Raw genomic sequence first — 15,133 nt, 5'->3', positions numbered from 1 at the left:
CATGTCAAAAATTAATATTTTTCCATATGATGCAGTTAAATACGACTTATTAATAACTACTATAAAAAAATGTAATGAAATTACTATTAAAAAAATAGACAAATTCCCAGAAGTAATTCTGGAAATCCTTCCCAGATACCCTCATAAAAAAACATGTGATGAGTTAATTGCTGAGTTAAAACACTCTTTTAATGATATAATTGTAAGTACAAATGGATTTAGTTTAATAGAAGAAGTGAGTAAAAATTTAATTGCTCAAAAACTCACAATATCTGTTGCTGAAAGTTGCACTGGCGGACTTATCTCGCACCTACTTACTCAGGTCTCTGGTAGTTCAAATTATTTTATGTTAGGAGCAATAACTTATTCAAATGAAGCAAAGATAAAGATTTTAGGCGTTCCAGAAGATATTATAAATAGATTTGGTGCAGTACACGAAGAAACAGCAAAATTTATGGCAAAGTGCATAAAGGAAAAGTTAAATACCCATATAGGACTTGCAACTACAGGGATTGCAGGCCCAACAGGTGGAAGTAATGAAAAACCAATTGGTACAATATGTCTGGCCATAAGCTTTAATAATAATTTAATCTCAAAAAGATACACCTTTGATTTGGGAAGTAGAGAAAAAAATAAGATTTTTTTTGCATATCTTGCTCTAAACCTTTTAAGACTTGAATTAATTAAATGAAGTCTATGTAAATAATAATAACTATGATACAAATTATTCCTTTTAAATTTCCTGAAGTTTCAAAAGTAAAATGTGTTTTTACTACAAGAGTGGGTGGATATAGTGGAGGAAAATTTCACTCTGCCAATCTCTCTTTTGAAGTTGGAGACAATATCACTTTAGTGAAAAAAAACAGAGAGGCAATAAAAAAACAGCTTAAAATAAATAAATTAATAGAGCTAAAACAAGTACATGGAAACAGACTTGTATGTTTGGATAACTTAAAAAATCCAGATGAGTTTCCAATACCAGGGGATGCACTTATTACATCCAAAAAAGAATTAGCACTTATAATAAAGACAGCAGATTGCCAGCCAATACTTATATGCGATAAAAAAGGTAGCGCTATTGGTGGATTTCACGTTGGTTGGCGTGCAAATAGAGGCGAATTTATCAAGCAGTGGATAGAAATCTTTTGCAATCATTATAATCTAAAACCTGCCCAGGTTTATGCAGTAAGAGGCCCAAGTTTGTGTCCTGTTCACAGTGAATTCGTTAACTTTGATAAGGAATTTCCAGAAAAATTTAGAAAATATTTTGATCCAATAACAAAAAGATTAAACCTATGGAAAATCTCCCATGATCAATTAAGAGAAGCAGGCCTGGTAGAAAAAAATATTTTCAGACTGGACTTTTGTACCTATTGCATGGAAAAGTATTTTTATTCATACAGAAGAGAGAAGATTTGCGGGAGACAGGGCAGCATCATTTGGATATCCGATTAATTTAAAATTTAGGTCATTATTTTATTTAATTGACAAAAGTAATTTTATGGCTTAGCTTCCCCGTGATGTTACAGAGTATTATTAAATTTTTCTACCAAATTTTGAAGAGAACTAAATCAGGAGGAATGTATGCTAACATTAACAGAAGGGGCAAGAGAATTATTGGATCAGCACTTTGAAAACAAAAAGGAAGTACCAGCCATCAGAGTGTATTTAGCACCTGGTTGAGGAGGAGCTCAATTAAATCTTGCTCTGGACGAGCAAAGGGAAAATGATGAAGTGTTTGTTTTTGAGCCTTATACATTTATAATTGACAAGGGTCTTTTACAATCAGTGGCACCAATAGAGATTGATGGCAGTCCATGGGGATTTAGAGTTTTATCTAAATTATCATCTCAACAAAATAGTGGTTGTGCATCGTGTAGCAGTTGTGGATAAATTATAAGCTGATGCATTGAAAAAAAGGCCGAAACTTAACAAGTTTCGGCCTTTTTTGTGATTTTAACTTGAGGTAAATTAATGGGTTATAATTTTGAAATCTTACACACAGATGGAAATGCTAGGGCAGGAGTATTAAAAACCAGACACGGCCTGGTAAATACACCAATATTTATGCCAGTTGGAACTAGAGCCTCTGTTAAGGCATTATCATCCCACGATCTATATTCAATTGGTGCAGAGATAATCCTCTCAAATACCTACCACCTCTATCTTAGACCTGGAGATAAATTAATAAAGGAGTTGGGCGGCCTTCATAAATTTATGAATTGGCACAGACCTATTCTCACAGATAGTGGCGGATTTCAGGTATTTAGCTTATCAGCCCTAAGGGAAATTACAGAAGATGGAGTGGTTTTTAGATCCCATATAGATGGCTCAAAACACCTGTTTACTCCAGAAAATGTGATCAAAATTCAGGAAAATCTAGGCTCAGATATAATGATGGTCTTAGATGAATGTGTGCCTTACGGAGCTGACTACAATTACACAAAAAAATCATTAGAACTTATTACAAAGTGGGCTAACAGGGCATATTTAGCAAGAAAAGACTCCACTCAACTCCTCTTTGGAATAATCCAGGGAGGATTTTTCCCAGATTTAAGAAAGCAAAGTGCAACACAAATAACTGAAATTCCCTTTGACGGCTATGCAATAGGGGGTCTAAGCGTTGGAGAGCCCAAGGAGTTAATGTTTGAGATATTAAAAACCACAACCCCTCTCCTTCCCTGGAATAAACCCAGATATCTTATGGGCGTTGGCAAACCTGTAGATATTATCAATGCAATTGAGCTTGGAATAGATATGTTTGATTGTGTGCTTCCAACAAGAAATGCGAGAAATGGTACCCTTTATACCTCAACTGGTAAAATTAATATAAAGAAAAAAGAATTTAAAAAAGACGAATCCCCCTTAGATGCAAATTGCAATTGCTATACCTGTAAAAATTATACCAAGGCCTATTTAAGACATTTATACACAACCAGGGAATTGCTCTCATACAGGTTAAATACTATACACAATTTAACATTTTATTTAAACCTAGTAAAAGAGGCGCGCCTAGCCATTAAAGAAAAAAAGTTTTCTTCTTTTAAGACCAAATTTTTGGATATTTTTGGCTGTGAATAAATCCTTTATCTTTTGCTTTTACTGGGTTTTGTGAGCCACTTCATCTTTTCTAAGTCTATAAGCAATTGGAATTATATCCTTTGCAGCCCTGAAAACATCTTTAGGTTTTATATCCTTTAGTGCAATTGGCAGAACCTCGTCCATATGTTCCACTTCTATTATCTCCAGGTCCTTTAAGATAGTATTTGGCACTTCCTTTAAATCCTTACTGTTTTCCTTAGGGATAATTACCTTTGGAACCATACCCCTGTGTGCTGCAAGCAATTTTTCTCTAAGTCCGCCTATTGGTAAAATCCTGCCACGGAGGGTTATTTCTCCAGTCATTGCAACATCATTATTAACTGGAATATTAAGCAGGGCTGAAACAAGGGCTGTTGCCATGGTTATACCTGCTGATGGACCATCTTTTGGAGTTGCACCTTCAGGCACATGGATATGAATATCAATTTCTTTATAAAAGTCTCGCTTTAGCCCAAGTAATTCAGACCGAGTCCTCACATAGCTTAATGCAGCCTTTGCAGATTCCTGCATCACTTCCCCAATCTTTCCTGTTATTTCTATCTTTCCAGTACCATCCATAATTGCCACTTCTATCATCAAAAGTTCCCCGCCCAATTCAGTCCATGCGAGTCCAGTGGCCAATCCAACCTGGGCATTTTCTTCTTTTTCCCCATGTCTAAATTTCGGCACACCAAGATATGTTGGAATTGAAGCCTTGGTTACTGTAATTTTTTTCTCTAAATTTTTACCTTTCACTAACCTTTTGGCCACCTTTCTACAAACAGATGCGATTTCTCTCTCTAAATTTCTCACTCCAGCTTCCCTTGTATATCTCCTGATGATTTCAATAACCGCACCATCAGAAAATGTTATATTTTTGTCTTTTATACCATGCCTCTCCATTTGTTTTGGGATCAAAAAATATTTAGCAATCTTCACCTTTTCATCTTCCAGATAACCAGGGAGATGGATTATCTCCATTCTATCTCTAAGTGCCCAGGGAATCGTCTGTAATGTATTTGCAGTTGTTATAAAAAAGATATTTGATAGGTCATAATTTAAATCCAGATAGTGGTCATTAAAAGCATAATTTTGTTCTGGATCTAAAACCTCTAGCAAGGCTGCTGATGGATCACCTCTAAAATCTGTTGACATTTTATCCACTTCATCCAGACACATCACAGGGTTATTGTATTTTTTCTTTCTCAAAGATAGTATTATTTTTCCAGGCAAGGCACCAACATAAGTTCTCCTGTGCCCTCTGATCTCGGCTTCGTCTCTTACTCCTCCAAGAGATATTCTAACAAAGTCCCTATCCATTGCCCTGGCTATTGACCTGGCCAGAGAAGTCTTTCCAACCCCTGGAGGACCAACAAAACACAAGATAGGGCCTTTTACCTTGTCCACTAATTTTTGAACTGCTAAATATTCTAAAATTCTCTCTTTTGGTTTTTCAAGTCCATAATGATCTTCATCCAGTATCTTTGCAGCCTCTTCTATATTGATCTCAGTTGTCTTGATTTCATCCCATGGCAGATCCAAAATACAATCAACGTAATTCCTGACAACAGTATATTCTGCAGAAGAAGGAGGAATTTGTTTGAGCTTTTTTATCTCAGCCATGGCTTTTTCTTTTGCCTCTTCAGGCATGTTCTTTTCTTCTAACTGTTTGACTAGAGCTTCTACTTCTTCAAATGGATCCTCTTCCCACCCCATTTCTTTGTGAATTGCCTTTAATTGCTCATTTAAATAGTAATTCTTCTGGTTCACTTCTATTTGTTGTCTCACCCTGTCATTTATCTTGGCCTCAATTTCTAGATATTCAATTTCCCCAACTAAAAAGCCATAAACTAACTCTAACCTCTTAACTGGATCTAGTTCCTCCAATATTTCTTGTTTTTTTTCAAAGCCAACCCTTAAATGGGGAATAATTGCATCAGCCAATTTGCCCGCATCTTTGGCATCTAGAATAACCTTTAACGCATCTTTAGAGATTCTTCGTGAGGATTTCACAAACGTCTCTAAAGCCTCTTTAGTGAGTCTAATTAGAGTCTCGATTTCATATGTATTAGATTCTTTGTCTTCCAGGACATCAATGTGTACTATTGGGAATTTACCACTTTCGTCAAACAAGGGATCTTCACCTGACCATCTGGCCCTTTTTATCCCTTCAAAAAGCACCTTTATGGTTCCATCTGGAAGTCTTAAGAGTTGAAGTATCCTTGAAACTGTTCCAACTTCATATAGATCCTCTTTTTTTGGAATTTCAATCTCTGGGTTTTTCTGAGTTACCAGAAAGATCCGTCTTTCAAAATCAGTCAGAGATTTTTCCACTGCTTTTATAGAACTAGTCCTGCCAACATACAGTGGCATGATTGCACCCGGAAATATCACAACTTCTCTTAAGGTCATAAGTGGTAGTTCGCTGTATTTTATTTCTTTATCTAACTCATGTACTATATTACTCATTAAGTAAATCCCTCCTCATGGGAAAATTTATCCTTTTTAAGCAGTTTTTATTTCTTTGTTTCTCTCATAAAAAATAAGAGGTTCTTTACCATCTTCAATTACAGAGGTGTTTATAATACATTCTTTTACTCCTTTCATAGAAGGAAGCTTATACATAATATCCATCATAACAGATTCCATTATATTCCTGAGTCCCCTTGCCCCTGTCCGTCTTTCCATGGCCTTCTTTGCAATTGCCTTTAAGGCTCCTTGAGTAAAAGTGAGTTTAACTCCTTCTAATTCAAACATCTTTTTATATTGCTTTACAAGGGCATTTTTAGGTTCTGTTAAAATTCGGATTAAGTCTTGTTCTTCTAATTCATCTAACGCCGCAACAACAGGAATCCTTCCAACAAACTCAGGGATCAAACCAAACTTTATCAAATCCTCTGGCTGACATTCCCTTAAAATTTCGCCTATCTTCTTCTCCCTTTTTGGAGAAATATTTGCACCAAATCCCATTGATTTTCCCTGAACCCTTCTTTCAATGATCTTATCCAGACCAATAAAGGCACCGCCCATGATAAAAAGGATGTTAGTTGTGTCCAATCGGATATATTCCTGTTGAGGATGTTTTCTTCCACCCTTAGGTGGAATATTTGCCATTGTACCTTCAATTATTTTCAGCAATGCCTGTTGCACACCTTCTCCTGAGACATCTCTTGTAATTGAGGCACTTTCTGACTTTTTGGCAATCTTATCTATTTCATCAATATACACAATTCCCCTGGCAGCTGCATCAACATCATATTCTGCATTTTGCAAAAGTTGCACTAAAATATTCTCAACATCTTCGCCTACATACCCTGCTTCTGTAAGTGTTGTAGCATCAGCTATAACAAATGGAACTTTTAAAATATTTGCAAGGGTCCTTGCGAGCAATGTCTTGCCTGTACCTGTTGGACCAAGCAACAAAATGTTACTTTTGTCTATTTGGACATCTATATTTGAGACACTTTCTTGGTAATAAATCCTTTTGTAGTGGTTATAAACAGCTACAGAAAGAATCTTTTTAGGCAGTTCTTGACCTATTACATAATCGTCCAAAATCCTCTTTATTTCACTGGGAGGAATTAGATTACCATCCTCTATTGTTTCCTCACTCATCCTGTCCTGAATAAGGATTTCATTACACAGGGATATACATTCGTCACAAATAAATACATCAGGTCCAGCAATCAGTCTCTGAACCTGATCCTGACTCCTTCCACAAAAAGAACACTTAAATCCTTCACTTTTGTTTTGTTTTGTATTTTTTTCCATGATACACCTTCCCGGTTAATTTTTTAAGACCAAAAGCGAATATTTAATCTTTCAGTCTATGGATTTAATAATTAAAGATTTCTTTTAAAAATCTTTTTACCATATTTAATTTTTTATTTCAATAGTCAGACCAAAAATCAGGCTCTTCTTGTTAAAATCTTATCAATAACCCCATAGGATAAGGCTTCTTCAGCTCCCATAAAGTAATCCCTGTCAGTATCCTGTTCTATCTTTTTTATGTCATTTCCCGTATGTTTTGCCAGTATTTCATTTAAAATTCCTTTTAATCTAATAATCTCTTTAGCCTGGATGTCAATGTCAGAGGCCTGTCCTTGAAATCCACCCATTGGTTGATGTAGGAGAATTCTACTATGAGGTAACGCATATCTCATTCCAGGTTCTCCAGCGGCAAGCAACACAGCGGCCATACTTGCAGCTTGACCCATGCACAAAGTGGCCACAGGAGATGAGATATATTGCATAGTGTCGTAGATAGCCAAACCTGCGGTCACTGACCCCCCTGGAGAATTTATATAAAAATTGATTTCTTTAGATGGATCCTCAGATTCCAAAAATAATAATTGTGCACATATTAAATTTGCCACGTGCTCATCAATTGGAACTCCCATCAAAATAATTCTATCTTTAAGTAACCGTGAATATATATCGTACGCTCTTTCACCCCTTCCAGTAGTCTCAATTACAATTGGAATATTCATTTTTACCTCCTCATATATAAATATTTTTTTTATTTTGCCTTAAGTATATAAAAAAAACAACTATATTCTTTTCCTTTTTCCTATTCTTGAAATATGAAAAATTTAAAATAGTTATTAAACGAAGGGGAAAGATATTTCTTTCCCCTTTTGTAGACAGGATTTTTATTGGGCAGGATGGATTAATATCTTAATAACTATTCGTCTTCACTTTTAGCAGATTCATCCTCTACTTCTTTATTTTCAGATTGGTCATTAACTTCACTATCCTCTTTTTCTTCACTATCTTCTTCAAACTCTATTTCAGCATATTCATAAACCTTTTCCATGGCCTTGTCTGCTAAGAGACTATCTCTCAAGGCATACATCATGTTATTTTTAACATAAAATTCCCGTAATATTTGTGGCTCTATCCCCATTTGAATTGCTGTTATGGCAATCTTTTGTTCAACTTCTTCATTTGTAACTGTAAGTTCTTCCCTATCTGCTATTTCAAGTAATACCAATTGGGCCTTGACAATTGCTTCAGCTTCTGGCCTGTATTTTTTTTCCAGTTCTTCTTCAGTGCCAAGTATTTCAGGATTTTTCCCTTGTCTTTCCAATATTTCTTTCTCTCTTGCAATTATGCTTCTAAGCCGCCTTTCCACCATTGACTCGGGCAAAGTAACATCTACTTGCTCTACAATTTGATCTAAAAGTTTTTTTTGTGCTATAGACTTTTCAATATTTTCAAAATCTTCCTTTAGATTTTTGGCCATAATTTCTCTGAACTCTTCTATGGAATTAATACCAAATCTCGCCAAAAATTCCTCATTCAGTTCAGGCAGCACCTTCTCTTTTATTGAATGCAGTTCAACTTCTACCCTGATTTTTTTCCCTGCCAAAGACTTATCCAAAAAATCTTCAGGAAATGTAATCTCACCTTGATTTTTTCCACCAGGCACAAGGTCTGCTATTAACTTCTCAAAATCTTTAAGGGCCTCCCCTACATCGTAGAAAAATTCAAAAAAGTCCTCGCTCACATCTTTAAGGAATTTGTCTCCTTCATACAGCTTAAAGCTCACCACAACCTTATCACCCTTTTGTGGTGGCCTATCTTCTTTAACGATTTCATATTTGGCATATTGGTCCCTCAAATTTTCAATGGCACGATCTATGTGTTCATCCTTTATTACTACCTTTTTTTGTTTAACCTTGAGTCCATGATATTCTGGCAAATCTATCTTTGGCCTGATTTCAAAGGTAAATGAATAACTGTAATCCAGATCCCTCTTAAATTCTTTAGTGTCAAGATCTAATTCTGAAACAGGTTGCACATTGAGTTCACCTAAAATCTCATTAAAATGCACATTTAACAGGTCTATTTCCGCCTGCTTGTATATATCATCCTTAAACCTGCTTTCTACAATGTATGAGGGAACCTTTCCCTTTCTGAAACCTGACAATTTAAGGTCTTTCTTAAACAGGGCTACTGCAGCGTTTATAGCAGCATTTACTTCTTCTGCAGGAACCTTTACCTCTACCTTTCTCTTTACAGGAGATAATTCTTCAACATTATATTCCATGCACTAACTCCTCCTAAATAAAAAAAATATAAAAAAAGACCTTTCAGAGACCACCTCTGAAAAGTCTTAAAAAACATGCGAGAGGGGAGACTCGAACTCCCACGGCCAAAATCTGGCCACTGGATCCTAAGTCCAGTGCGTCTACCAGTTCCGCCACTCTCGCTACCTAAAATATTCACCCCCCAGACATTTAAGATAATACCCCTAATTTTATATGTCAACACAAAACTCTTTATAAACCCATTGACAGTGTTGTTATTTTTTAACATATTGTTGCATCTCTTAGCCGATTTTTTAAATTAGTATATCTGTGTTCTTTATTTAAATCCTTTAGGGCTATAGCCATTGCCTTTCTACTTCCAAAAATCATGGCCAATTTCTTTGCCCTGGTCAGGGCTGTGTACACAAGATTTTTGTGAAGCATAATGTAGTGTTGTACCATAACAGGGAAAAGAACAACAGGATATTCACTTCCCTGAGATTTATGGATACTGATGCAATAGGCCAGGGATATCTCGTCCAGCTCTGATTGATGATATAAAATATCCCGCCCATCAAAATCTATCATGAGCTCTCCAGATTCCAGATCCACCTCTCTTATAATCCCTAAATCTCCATTAAACACCTCTTTTTCATAATTATTTTTTGTTTGTATAACTCTATCGCCAAGTCTAAAACCCTTTAGGGCGTATTTTTTGGCCCTGTTTGAAGAATTCAGGGTATCTTGCAAGAGTTTGTTTAAGGCTGTAGTTCCAATGTCCCCTTTATGCATAGGAGTGAGTACCTGGATATCTTTCATGGGATCAAATCCATAAACCTTGGGTATCCTCTCACTCACCATATAGATTATTAATTGTTGAACTTTTTTAGGATCTTCCTCCTCTACCCAGAAAAAATCCGCCTCAGGTGGCTCTTTTTTACTCCTAATGGGAAATTTTCCCTGATTTATCCTGTGGGCATTTACTACGATCATAGATTTTTTTGCCTGCCTATATATCTTTGAGAGCCCTTTTGTGGGAATTACCTGGGATTCAATTAAATCTTTGAGCACATTTCCAGGCCCTACAGATGGAAGTTGATTAATGTCTCCTATTAATATGAGCTTACAGGTCAGGGGAAGGGCCCTGAGTAAATTCACGAATAAATGGCAATCCACCATAGAAACTTCGTCAAGGATCAATGCGTTGATTTTTATTTTCTTATCCTCTCTATATTGAAATTCACCTCCTGGGCCAAAACCAAGCATGCGATGAATTGTTGAGGCAAAAAGACCTGTTGCTTCTTGAAGTCTCTTTGCCGCCCTACCAGTTGGGGCAGCTAGCTTTATTTTTAGACCTATTTTTTTTAAAATATGGCCAATAAATCGTGTTATAGTAGTCTTACCAGTGCCAGGGCCACCAGTTATAATAAAAATCTGATTTAAACAGGCACCAAGTATGGCCTCTCTTTGCTCCTTAGAAAGGAAAATGTTATATTTTTTTTCAAAATCATTTATATAATCACTTATCTTTTCGTAATCCTCTGCTTGATGAGTTGTGCAACTCATCATACCTTTTAACCTAGATGCAATCTCAACCTCCCATTTATAAAAATGTCTTAAATATACTGCGTCTTTTATGTTCTCATCAATATCCTCAATGTATATTCTCTTTTTTTCCAAAAGCAACCTTATTGCATCTTCCACTAATTCCCTATCTTCCAGGTTGAGTAATTTCATAACCTGAGAGATGAGCCCCTCCTTTGGATAAAATACATGCCCTTTTTCACTCAAAGCAAATAACATATAAACAATTGCTGCTTCAACTCTTTCTATAGAATGTTCTGAAAAACCCAATTTCAAGGCTATCTTATCTGCGCTTTTAAAACCAATACCCTTAACATCATAGGCCAGATCATAAGGTCTTTCTCTTATAACCTTCAGGGAATCCTTCCCATATGTCCTGTATATTCTAACTGCAAAAGAGGGTGGAATAGAGTGTTCTTGCAGAAATAAGATAAGGTTTCTTATTTCTTTTTGCTCATCCCAGGAAGACACAATCTTTTCAAGGGTCTTTTTACCAATCCCGGGTACTTCAAGTAATTTGTCTGGTGACTCATCTAATATCTTTAATGCATTAGTCCCAAAGTGTTTAATCATCCTTTCAGCTAGAACAGGACCAATGCCCTTAACCAGACCAGAACTTAAGTATCTTTTAATGCCAACAATAGTTGCTGGGAGGTTTTGCACACAGGTTACTATATTAAATTGCCTACCAAATTTAGGATGAAATTTCCAGTTCCCTTCAAGAAAGAGCTCAGTGCCAGGGGCAATGGCACCAATATTTCCCACCACAGTAATAAGCCCTGGCTCTTGTTTTGATTTTACTCTGGCCACAGTAAAATGTGATTCAGGATCTGTATAAACTACTGAAACAACTTCACCTTTTAAAGTATCCATTATAATTTTTGTCTATAACATAAAGATTGCTTTAGGGTTTCTCCATCAACATATTTTAAATCACATCCAACAGGAATGCCCTGGGCAAGTCGGGTTATGGACACATTAAATTTGCCTTGAGAAATAAAGTCTAATAAGAAACTCTCGGTCATTTCTGCTTCCCTGGTAGACCCCAGGGCTAGGATAACTTCTTTTATTTTACCAGAATTCAGTCGTTTTTTTAAAAGTTGTAACCTTAAATTAGAAGACATCTTTCCATCTAAAGGAGAAATTAATCCTCCTAAGACCAGATAAGTTCCTTTAAATAATTTGGTTTTCTCAATAAGCATCAAGCCGTCCCAATCTGGAACAATACAGAGAAGGGATGTATCTCTAGTTGGGTCTGAACAAATCTCACAAGGACTATTATTGCAATAGGCGCCGCAACTTTCACAAATCTTAAGGTTATCTCTTAATTCAAAAAGGTCCCTACCAAAGGACTGCACCTTTTCTTTTGGAATTTCCAAAAGATGTAAACCAATCCTCATGGCAGATTTAGGTCCAAGTCCTGGCAGGGATGCAAAATGCTCAACTACTTTTTTTAAAGGCTCTGGTAGTGATTCAAACATCGCAGGTCCTATTAAAAATCACATCATTCCCAAACCTGGGAATTTTAAACCTCCTGTGAGCTTAGATATTTCCTCTTCCTTCATTTCTTTAGATTTTCTAAGGGCCTCATTGGTAGCTGCCACAATTAGGTCCTGAAGCATTGTGGTATCATTTGGATCAACAACACTTGAGTCTATCTCAACACTAACTATCTCCTGGGCACCATTTGCTACCACCTTTACAATTCCACCCCCAGCAGTGGCCTCTACTACTTTGTTTTTTATTTCTTCCTGTGCATCTAATATCTTTTTTTGTAAAAGCTGTGCCTGTCTCATAAGCTCCTGTATGTTCATATTTCCTCCTGGTCTTGTTGTTTTTCCTTTAATTTTACATCAATTATACTACCTTTAAATTCATCCAGTATTTTTTGTATTACTGGCTCATTTTTTACCTTCTCTAACAGGGAATTCTTAGAATGTATTTTTTTCTCTTTAAAGAGAATTTCTATGTTCCCAAAATATTCAAAAACCAAATCTTTAAAAAATTGATAAACCCCTGGTGAGGATTTTAATCTATCAAGCCAGTAAGCTGTACAATTTATGATTAATTTATTTTCTTTGATTATTCCACTTACCGCCTGCATGTGTGGCAATTTTCTATCACTGTCTTTGTTTTTTAAAAATTCAATAAAACCTTTCCATGTCTTTGGAGTTTGAGGTAATCTTGAACTTATATCTAAAGGTTTGCCTTTTTGTGAGATGTCCTGCTTTGGAATGTTTTTGTCAACTTCATCACTTCTGTGAGATTCAGCTTTAAAATTTACATTATCAAAATCCACTTCAGATATAGGGGTGAGTTCGGTAAGATAGGCTAGATTTACAAATAAAAGCTCTAAGAATAAAGCTGGTTCCTGAATTTTATTTAGATTAATCCTCCCCTCTAACAACAATTGCCATGCTGCATGTATTTGGGCAAGGGAAAAATTTTTAGCCAGGTCTTTCATTTTATCAATTTCTGTATGAGACTCCAGTGCGTCAGTGAAATTAGTTCCAGTAGTTTTCAGTAAAAAAAGGTCTCTAAACAGGGTAATTACCTCTTGCAAAAAGAATGGGATATCAATTCCCTGGTCCAAAAGCGACCTTATTTGCAACACAATGGATCTTATGTCTTTCTTTAAAATAGATTCTAAAATCTCTATCTTGGCTTGTGATGGAGCTATACCTAAGAGTTCTCTCACCAGATCAGCAGATATCTTACCCCTGCTAACAGCCACGAGTTGAGACAATATGGACATAGAATCCCTTACACTCCCCTCTCCTCTCTGGGCCACCAATAATAAAGCCTCGGGATCATAGGAAATTTTTTCTCTGTCCAATATATCTTTTAAGTGTTCAACAAGTTGCTGGGTTGTTAATTTTTTGAAAATAAAGTGCTGACACCTGCTAATAATAGTTGACGGGATCTTGTTTACCTCAGTGGTTGCGAGAATAAATACAACATGTGCGGGAGGTTCTTCCAAGGTCTTTAAAAGGGCGTTAAAGGCTGATTTAGATAGCATATGGACTTCGTCAATTATTACCACACGATATTTACACTTAACAGGCAAGAGAGAGATATCTTCAATGAGTTTTCTCACATTATCAACCCCAGTATGAGATGCCCCATCAATCTCCAATACATCTAAAGATGTACCATTGGTTATTTCCCTGCATATATCACACCTATTACAAGGTTCATCAGTTGGGGCTTGTCTACAATTTATTGCCTTTGCAAATATCCTTGCCACAGTGGTCTTGCCAACCCCCCTTGTGCCACTGAACAAATAGGCCTTTCCTATAGTGCCTTGTTTTGCACATTGGGAAAGCACTCGCTTTATGTGATCCTGTCCCTTTAACTCAGAAAATCTTTTGGGACGATAATATGTTGTTAAATGTTTTGTTCTGTTCATAAATTTATAGAGATAAAATTTGGGAGCATCAACTAAATCTATTGATGCTCCCAAATTTGTGTACCTCAAGACTCTATTTTAAAAAAAATAATATTCAAAGACTATATCTCGTAGTGAGTAAGCCATCCTGCATATTTTAGATTTTCACCCCTGACTATTTTAAAAAATTCCTGTTGAAAGAGTTTTGTAATTGGTCCTCTCTTCCCTGCGCCAATAATTCTTCCATCCACTTCTCTGATTGGGGTTAGTTCTGCAGCAGTTCCTGTAAAAAAGGCTTCATCAGCAATATAGAGCTCATCCCTTGTAAATCTCTGTTCTGTAACCTCATATCCCATATCTTTGGCAATTGTAGTAATACAGTCCCTGGTCAGGCCAGGCAGGACTGGTCCTAGGGGAGAGGTCTTGATCTTGCTGTCCCTTACAATAAAAAGGTTTTCGCCAGAAGCCTCTGCAACATAGCCATCCACATCTAACATCAATGCCTCATCATAGCCATTTGACACTGCCTCCATCTTTGCCAGCACAGAATTTACATAATTACCACATATCTTTGCCTTGGTCATCATTACATTTACATGGTGTCTGGTAAAAGAAGATGTCTTAACCCTTATTCCCTTTTCCAGTCCCTCTTCACCCAGATAAGCACCCCAGGGCCAAACAGCTATAATTACCCTTATTGGATTAGTTGAAGGATGTACCCCCATGGCTCCATCACCAATAAATACCAGTGGCCTTATATAGCCTTCTGGTAAGTTGTTCTTCTTTAGCGTATTAATTATGGCATCACAAATCTCTTGTTCAGTATAAGGAATTTTAATACTTAAAATCTTTGCAGAATCAAAAAGCCTTCTCACGTGCTCCTTTAAACGAAATACTGCAGAGGTGCCATCTGTGCATTTATAACTTCTGATCCCTTCAAAAACCCCAGTGCCATAATGCAGGGCATGGGTCAACACGTGAACTTTTGCCTCATCCCATGGAACAAATTCTCCATCAAACCAGATAAATTTTACCTTGTCTACCATAA

13 protein-coding genes and 1 tRNA gene are annotated in these 15,133 nt (G+C 36.4%); 4 read left to right on the top strand and 10 right to left on the bottom strand.

The window, feature by feature from the left end:
- Nucleotide 1 precedes the first annotated feature (1 nt).
- The 4 genes from ACYQ1E_RS02655 (at nucleotide 2) to tgt (ending at nucleotide 3,081) form a co-directional block, all read left to right on the top strand.
- Nucleotides 2–691, top strand: a complete 690-nt coding sequence (locus ACYQ1E_RS02655) for a CinA family protein (RefSeq protein ID WP_459875131.1) — start codon at nucleotides 2–4, stop codon at nucleotides 689–691.
- Nucleotides 692–714: 23 nt separating this feature from the next.
- Nucleotides 715–1,455 (top strand): purine nucleoside phosphorylase YfiH/LACC1 family protein, encoded by a 741-nt coding sequence (locus ACYQ1E_RS02650; protein ID WP_459875130.1) that lies wholly within the window; start codon nucleotides 715–717, stop codon nucleotides 1,453–1,455.
- A gap of 279 nt (nucleotides 1,456–1,734) precedes the next feature.
- A complete protein-coding gene (locus ACYQ1E_RS02645; protein WP_459875129.1) occupies nucleotides 1,735–1,893 on the top strand; it encodes a hypothetical protein in 159 nt (52 codons plus the stop codon).
- Nucleotides 1,894–1,974: 81 nt separating this feature from the next.
- Complete coding sequence (tgt, locus tag ACYQ1E_RS02640; RefSeq protein ID WP_459875128.1) at nucleotides 1,975–3,081, top strand: tRNA guanosine(34) transglycosylase Tgt; 1,107 nt, start codon at nucleotides 1,975–1,977, stop codon at nucleotides 3,079–3,081.
- Nucleotides 3,082–3,099: 18 nt separating this feature from the next.
- On the opposite strand, the gene lon is transcribed toward tgt, so the two are convergent.
- The 10 genes from lon to ACYQ1E_RS02590 all read right to left on the bottom strand — a co-directional run bounded on the left by lon (nucleotide 3,100) and on the right by ACYQ1E_RS02590 (nucleotide 15,131).
- Nucleotides 3,100–5,550 (bottom strand): endopeptidase La, encoded by a 2,451-nt coding sequence (gene lon / locus ACYQ1E_RS02635; protein WP_459875127.1) that lies wholly within the window; start codon nucleotides 5,548–5,550, stop codon nucleotides 3,100–3,102.
- Nucleotides 5,551–5,586: 36 nt separating this feature from the next.
- Nucleotides 5,587–6,852, bottom strand: a complete 1,266-nt coding sequence (clpX, locus tag ACYQ1E_RS02630; protein WP_459875126.1) for an ATP-dependent Clp protease ATP-binding subunit ClpX — start codon at nucleotides 6,850–6,852, stop codon at nucleotides 5,587–5,589.
- A gap of 137 nt (nucleotides 6,853–6,989) precedes the next feature.
- Nucleotides 6,990–7,571 carry an ATP-dependent Clp endopeptidase proteolytic subunit ClpP gene (clpP, locus tag ACYQ1E_RS02625; protein ID WP_459875125.1) on the bottom strand — a complete coding sequence of 194 codons (582 nt, stop codon included), beginning with the start codon at nucleotides 7,569–7,571 and terminating at the stop codon, nucleotides 6,990–6,992.
- A gap of 194 nt (nucleotides 7,572–7,765) precedes the next feature.
- On the bottom strand, nucleotides 7,766–9,133 hold the full coding sequence (gene tig, locus ACYQ1E_RS02620) for a trigger factor (RefSeq protein WP_459875124.1): 1,368 nt from the start codon (nucleotides 9,131–9,133) through the stop codon (nucleotides 7,766–7,768).
- 76 nt (nucleotides 9,134–9,209) lie between these two features.
- A tRNA-Leu gene (locus ACYQ1E_RS02615) sits at nucleotides 9,210–9,296 on the bottom strand.
- A 99-nt stretch (nucleotides 9,297–9,395) separates the two neighbouring features.
- Nucleotides 9,396–11,570, bottom strand: a complete 2,175-nt coding sequence (gene recD2 / locus ACYQ1E_RS02610) for an SF1B family DNA helicase RecD2 (protein ID WP_459875123.1) — start codon at nucleotides 11,568–11,570, stop codon at nucleotides 9,396–9,398.
- Complete coding sequence (recR, locus tag ACYQ1E_RS02605; protein WP_459875122.1) at nucleotides 11,570–12,178, bottom strand: recombination mediator RecR; 609 nt, start codon at nucleotides 12,176–12,178, stop codon at nucleotides 11,570–11,572. Before recR ends, recD2 begins: the two co-directional genes overlap by 1 nt.
- A gap of 18 nt (nucleotides 12,179–12,196) precedes the next feature.
- Nucleotides 12,197–12,511: a YbaB/EbfC family nucleoid-associated protein gene (locus ACYQ1E_RS02600; protein ID WP_459875121.1), complete on the bottom strand. Its 315-nt coding sequence runs from the start codon at nucleotides 12,509–12,511 to the stop codon at nucleotides 12,197–12,199.
- Nucleotides 12,508–14,160 (bottom strand): DNA polymerase III subunit gamma/tau, encoded by a 1,653-nt coding sequence (dnaX, locus tag ACYQ1E_RS02595; RefSeq protein WP_459875119.1) that lies wholly within the window; start codon nucleotides 14,158–14,160, stop codon nucleotides 12,508–12,510. Before dnaX ends, ACYQ1E_RS02600 begins: the two co-directional genes overlap by 4 nt.
- Before the next feature lie 47 nt (nucleotides 14,161–14,207).
- A complete protein-coding gene (locus tag ACYQ1E_RS02590; RefSeq protein ID WP_459875118.1) occupies nucleotides 14,208–15,131 on the bottom strand; it encodes a branched-chain amino acid transaminase in 924 nt (307 codons plus the stop codon).
- Nucleotides 15,132–15,133: the final 2 nt, after the last annotated feature.

It is taken from the genome of Desulfothermus naphthae (assembly GCF_054657475.1).
The sequence above is the reverse complement of the archived record's forward strand: the minus strand, read 5'-3'. Positions and strand labels throughout refer to the sequence as shown.

Coding starts and splice junctions, on each gene's coding strand:
- ACYQ1E_RS02655 (WP_459875131.1), top strand. CDS start 2: ATGTCAAAAATTAATATTTTTCCATATGATGCAGTTAAATACGACTTA.
- ACYQ1E_RS02650 (WP_459875130.1), top strand. CDS start 715: ATGATACAAATTATTCCTTTTAAATTTCCTGAAGTTTCAAAAGTAAAA.
- tgt (WP_459875128.1), top strand. CDS start 1,975: ATGGGTTATAATTTTGAAATCTTACACACAGATGGAAATGCTAGGGCA.
- lon (WP_459875127.1), bottom strand. CDS start 5,550: ATGAGTAATATAGTACATGAGTTAGATAAAGAAATAAAATACAGCGAA.
- clpX (WP_459875126.1), bottom strand. CDS start 6,852: ATGGAAAAAAATACAAAACAAAACAAAAGTGAAGGATTTAAGTGTTCT.
- clpP (WP_459875125.1), bottom strand. CDS start 7,571: ATGAATATTCCAATTGTAATTGAGACTACTGGAAGGGGTGAAAGAGCG.
- tig (WP_459875124.1), bottom strand. CDS start 9,133: ATGGAATATAATGTTGAAGAATTATCTCCTGTAAAGAGAAAGGTAGAG.
- recD2 (WP_459875123.1), bottom strand. CDS start 11,570: ATGGATACTTTAAAAGGTGAAGTTGTTTCAGTAGTTTATACAGATCCT.
- recR (WP_459875122.1), bottom strand. CDS start 12,178: ATGTTTGAATCACTACCAGAGCCTTTAAAAAAAGTAGTTGAGCATTTT.
- ACYQ1E_RS02600 (WP_459875121.1), bottom strand. CDS start 12,511: ATGAACATACAGGAGCTTATGAGACAGGCACAGCTTTTACAAAAAAAG.
- ACYQ1E_RS02590 (WP_459875118.1), bottom strand. CDS start 15,131: ATGGTAGACAAGGTAAAATTTATCTGGTTTGATGGAGAATTTGTTCCA.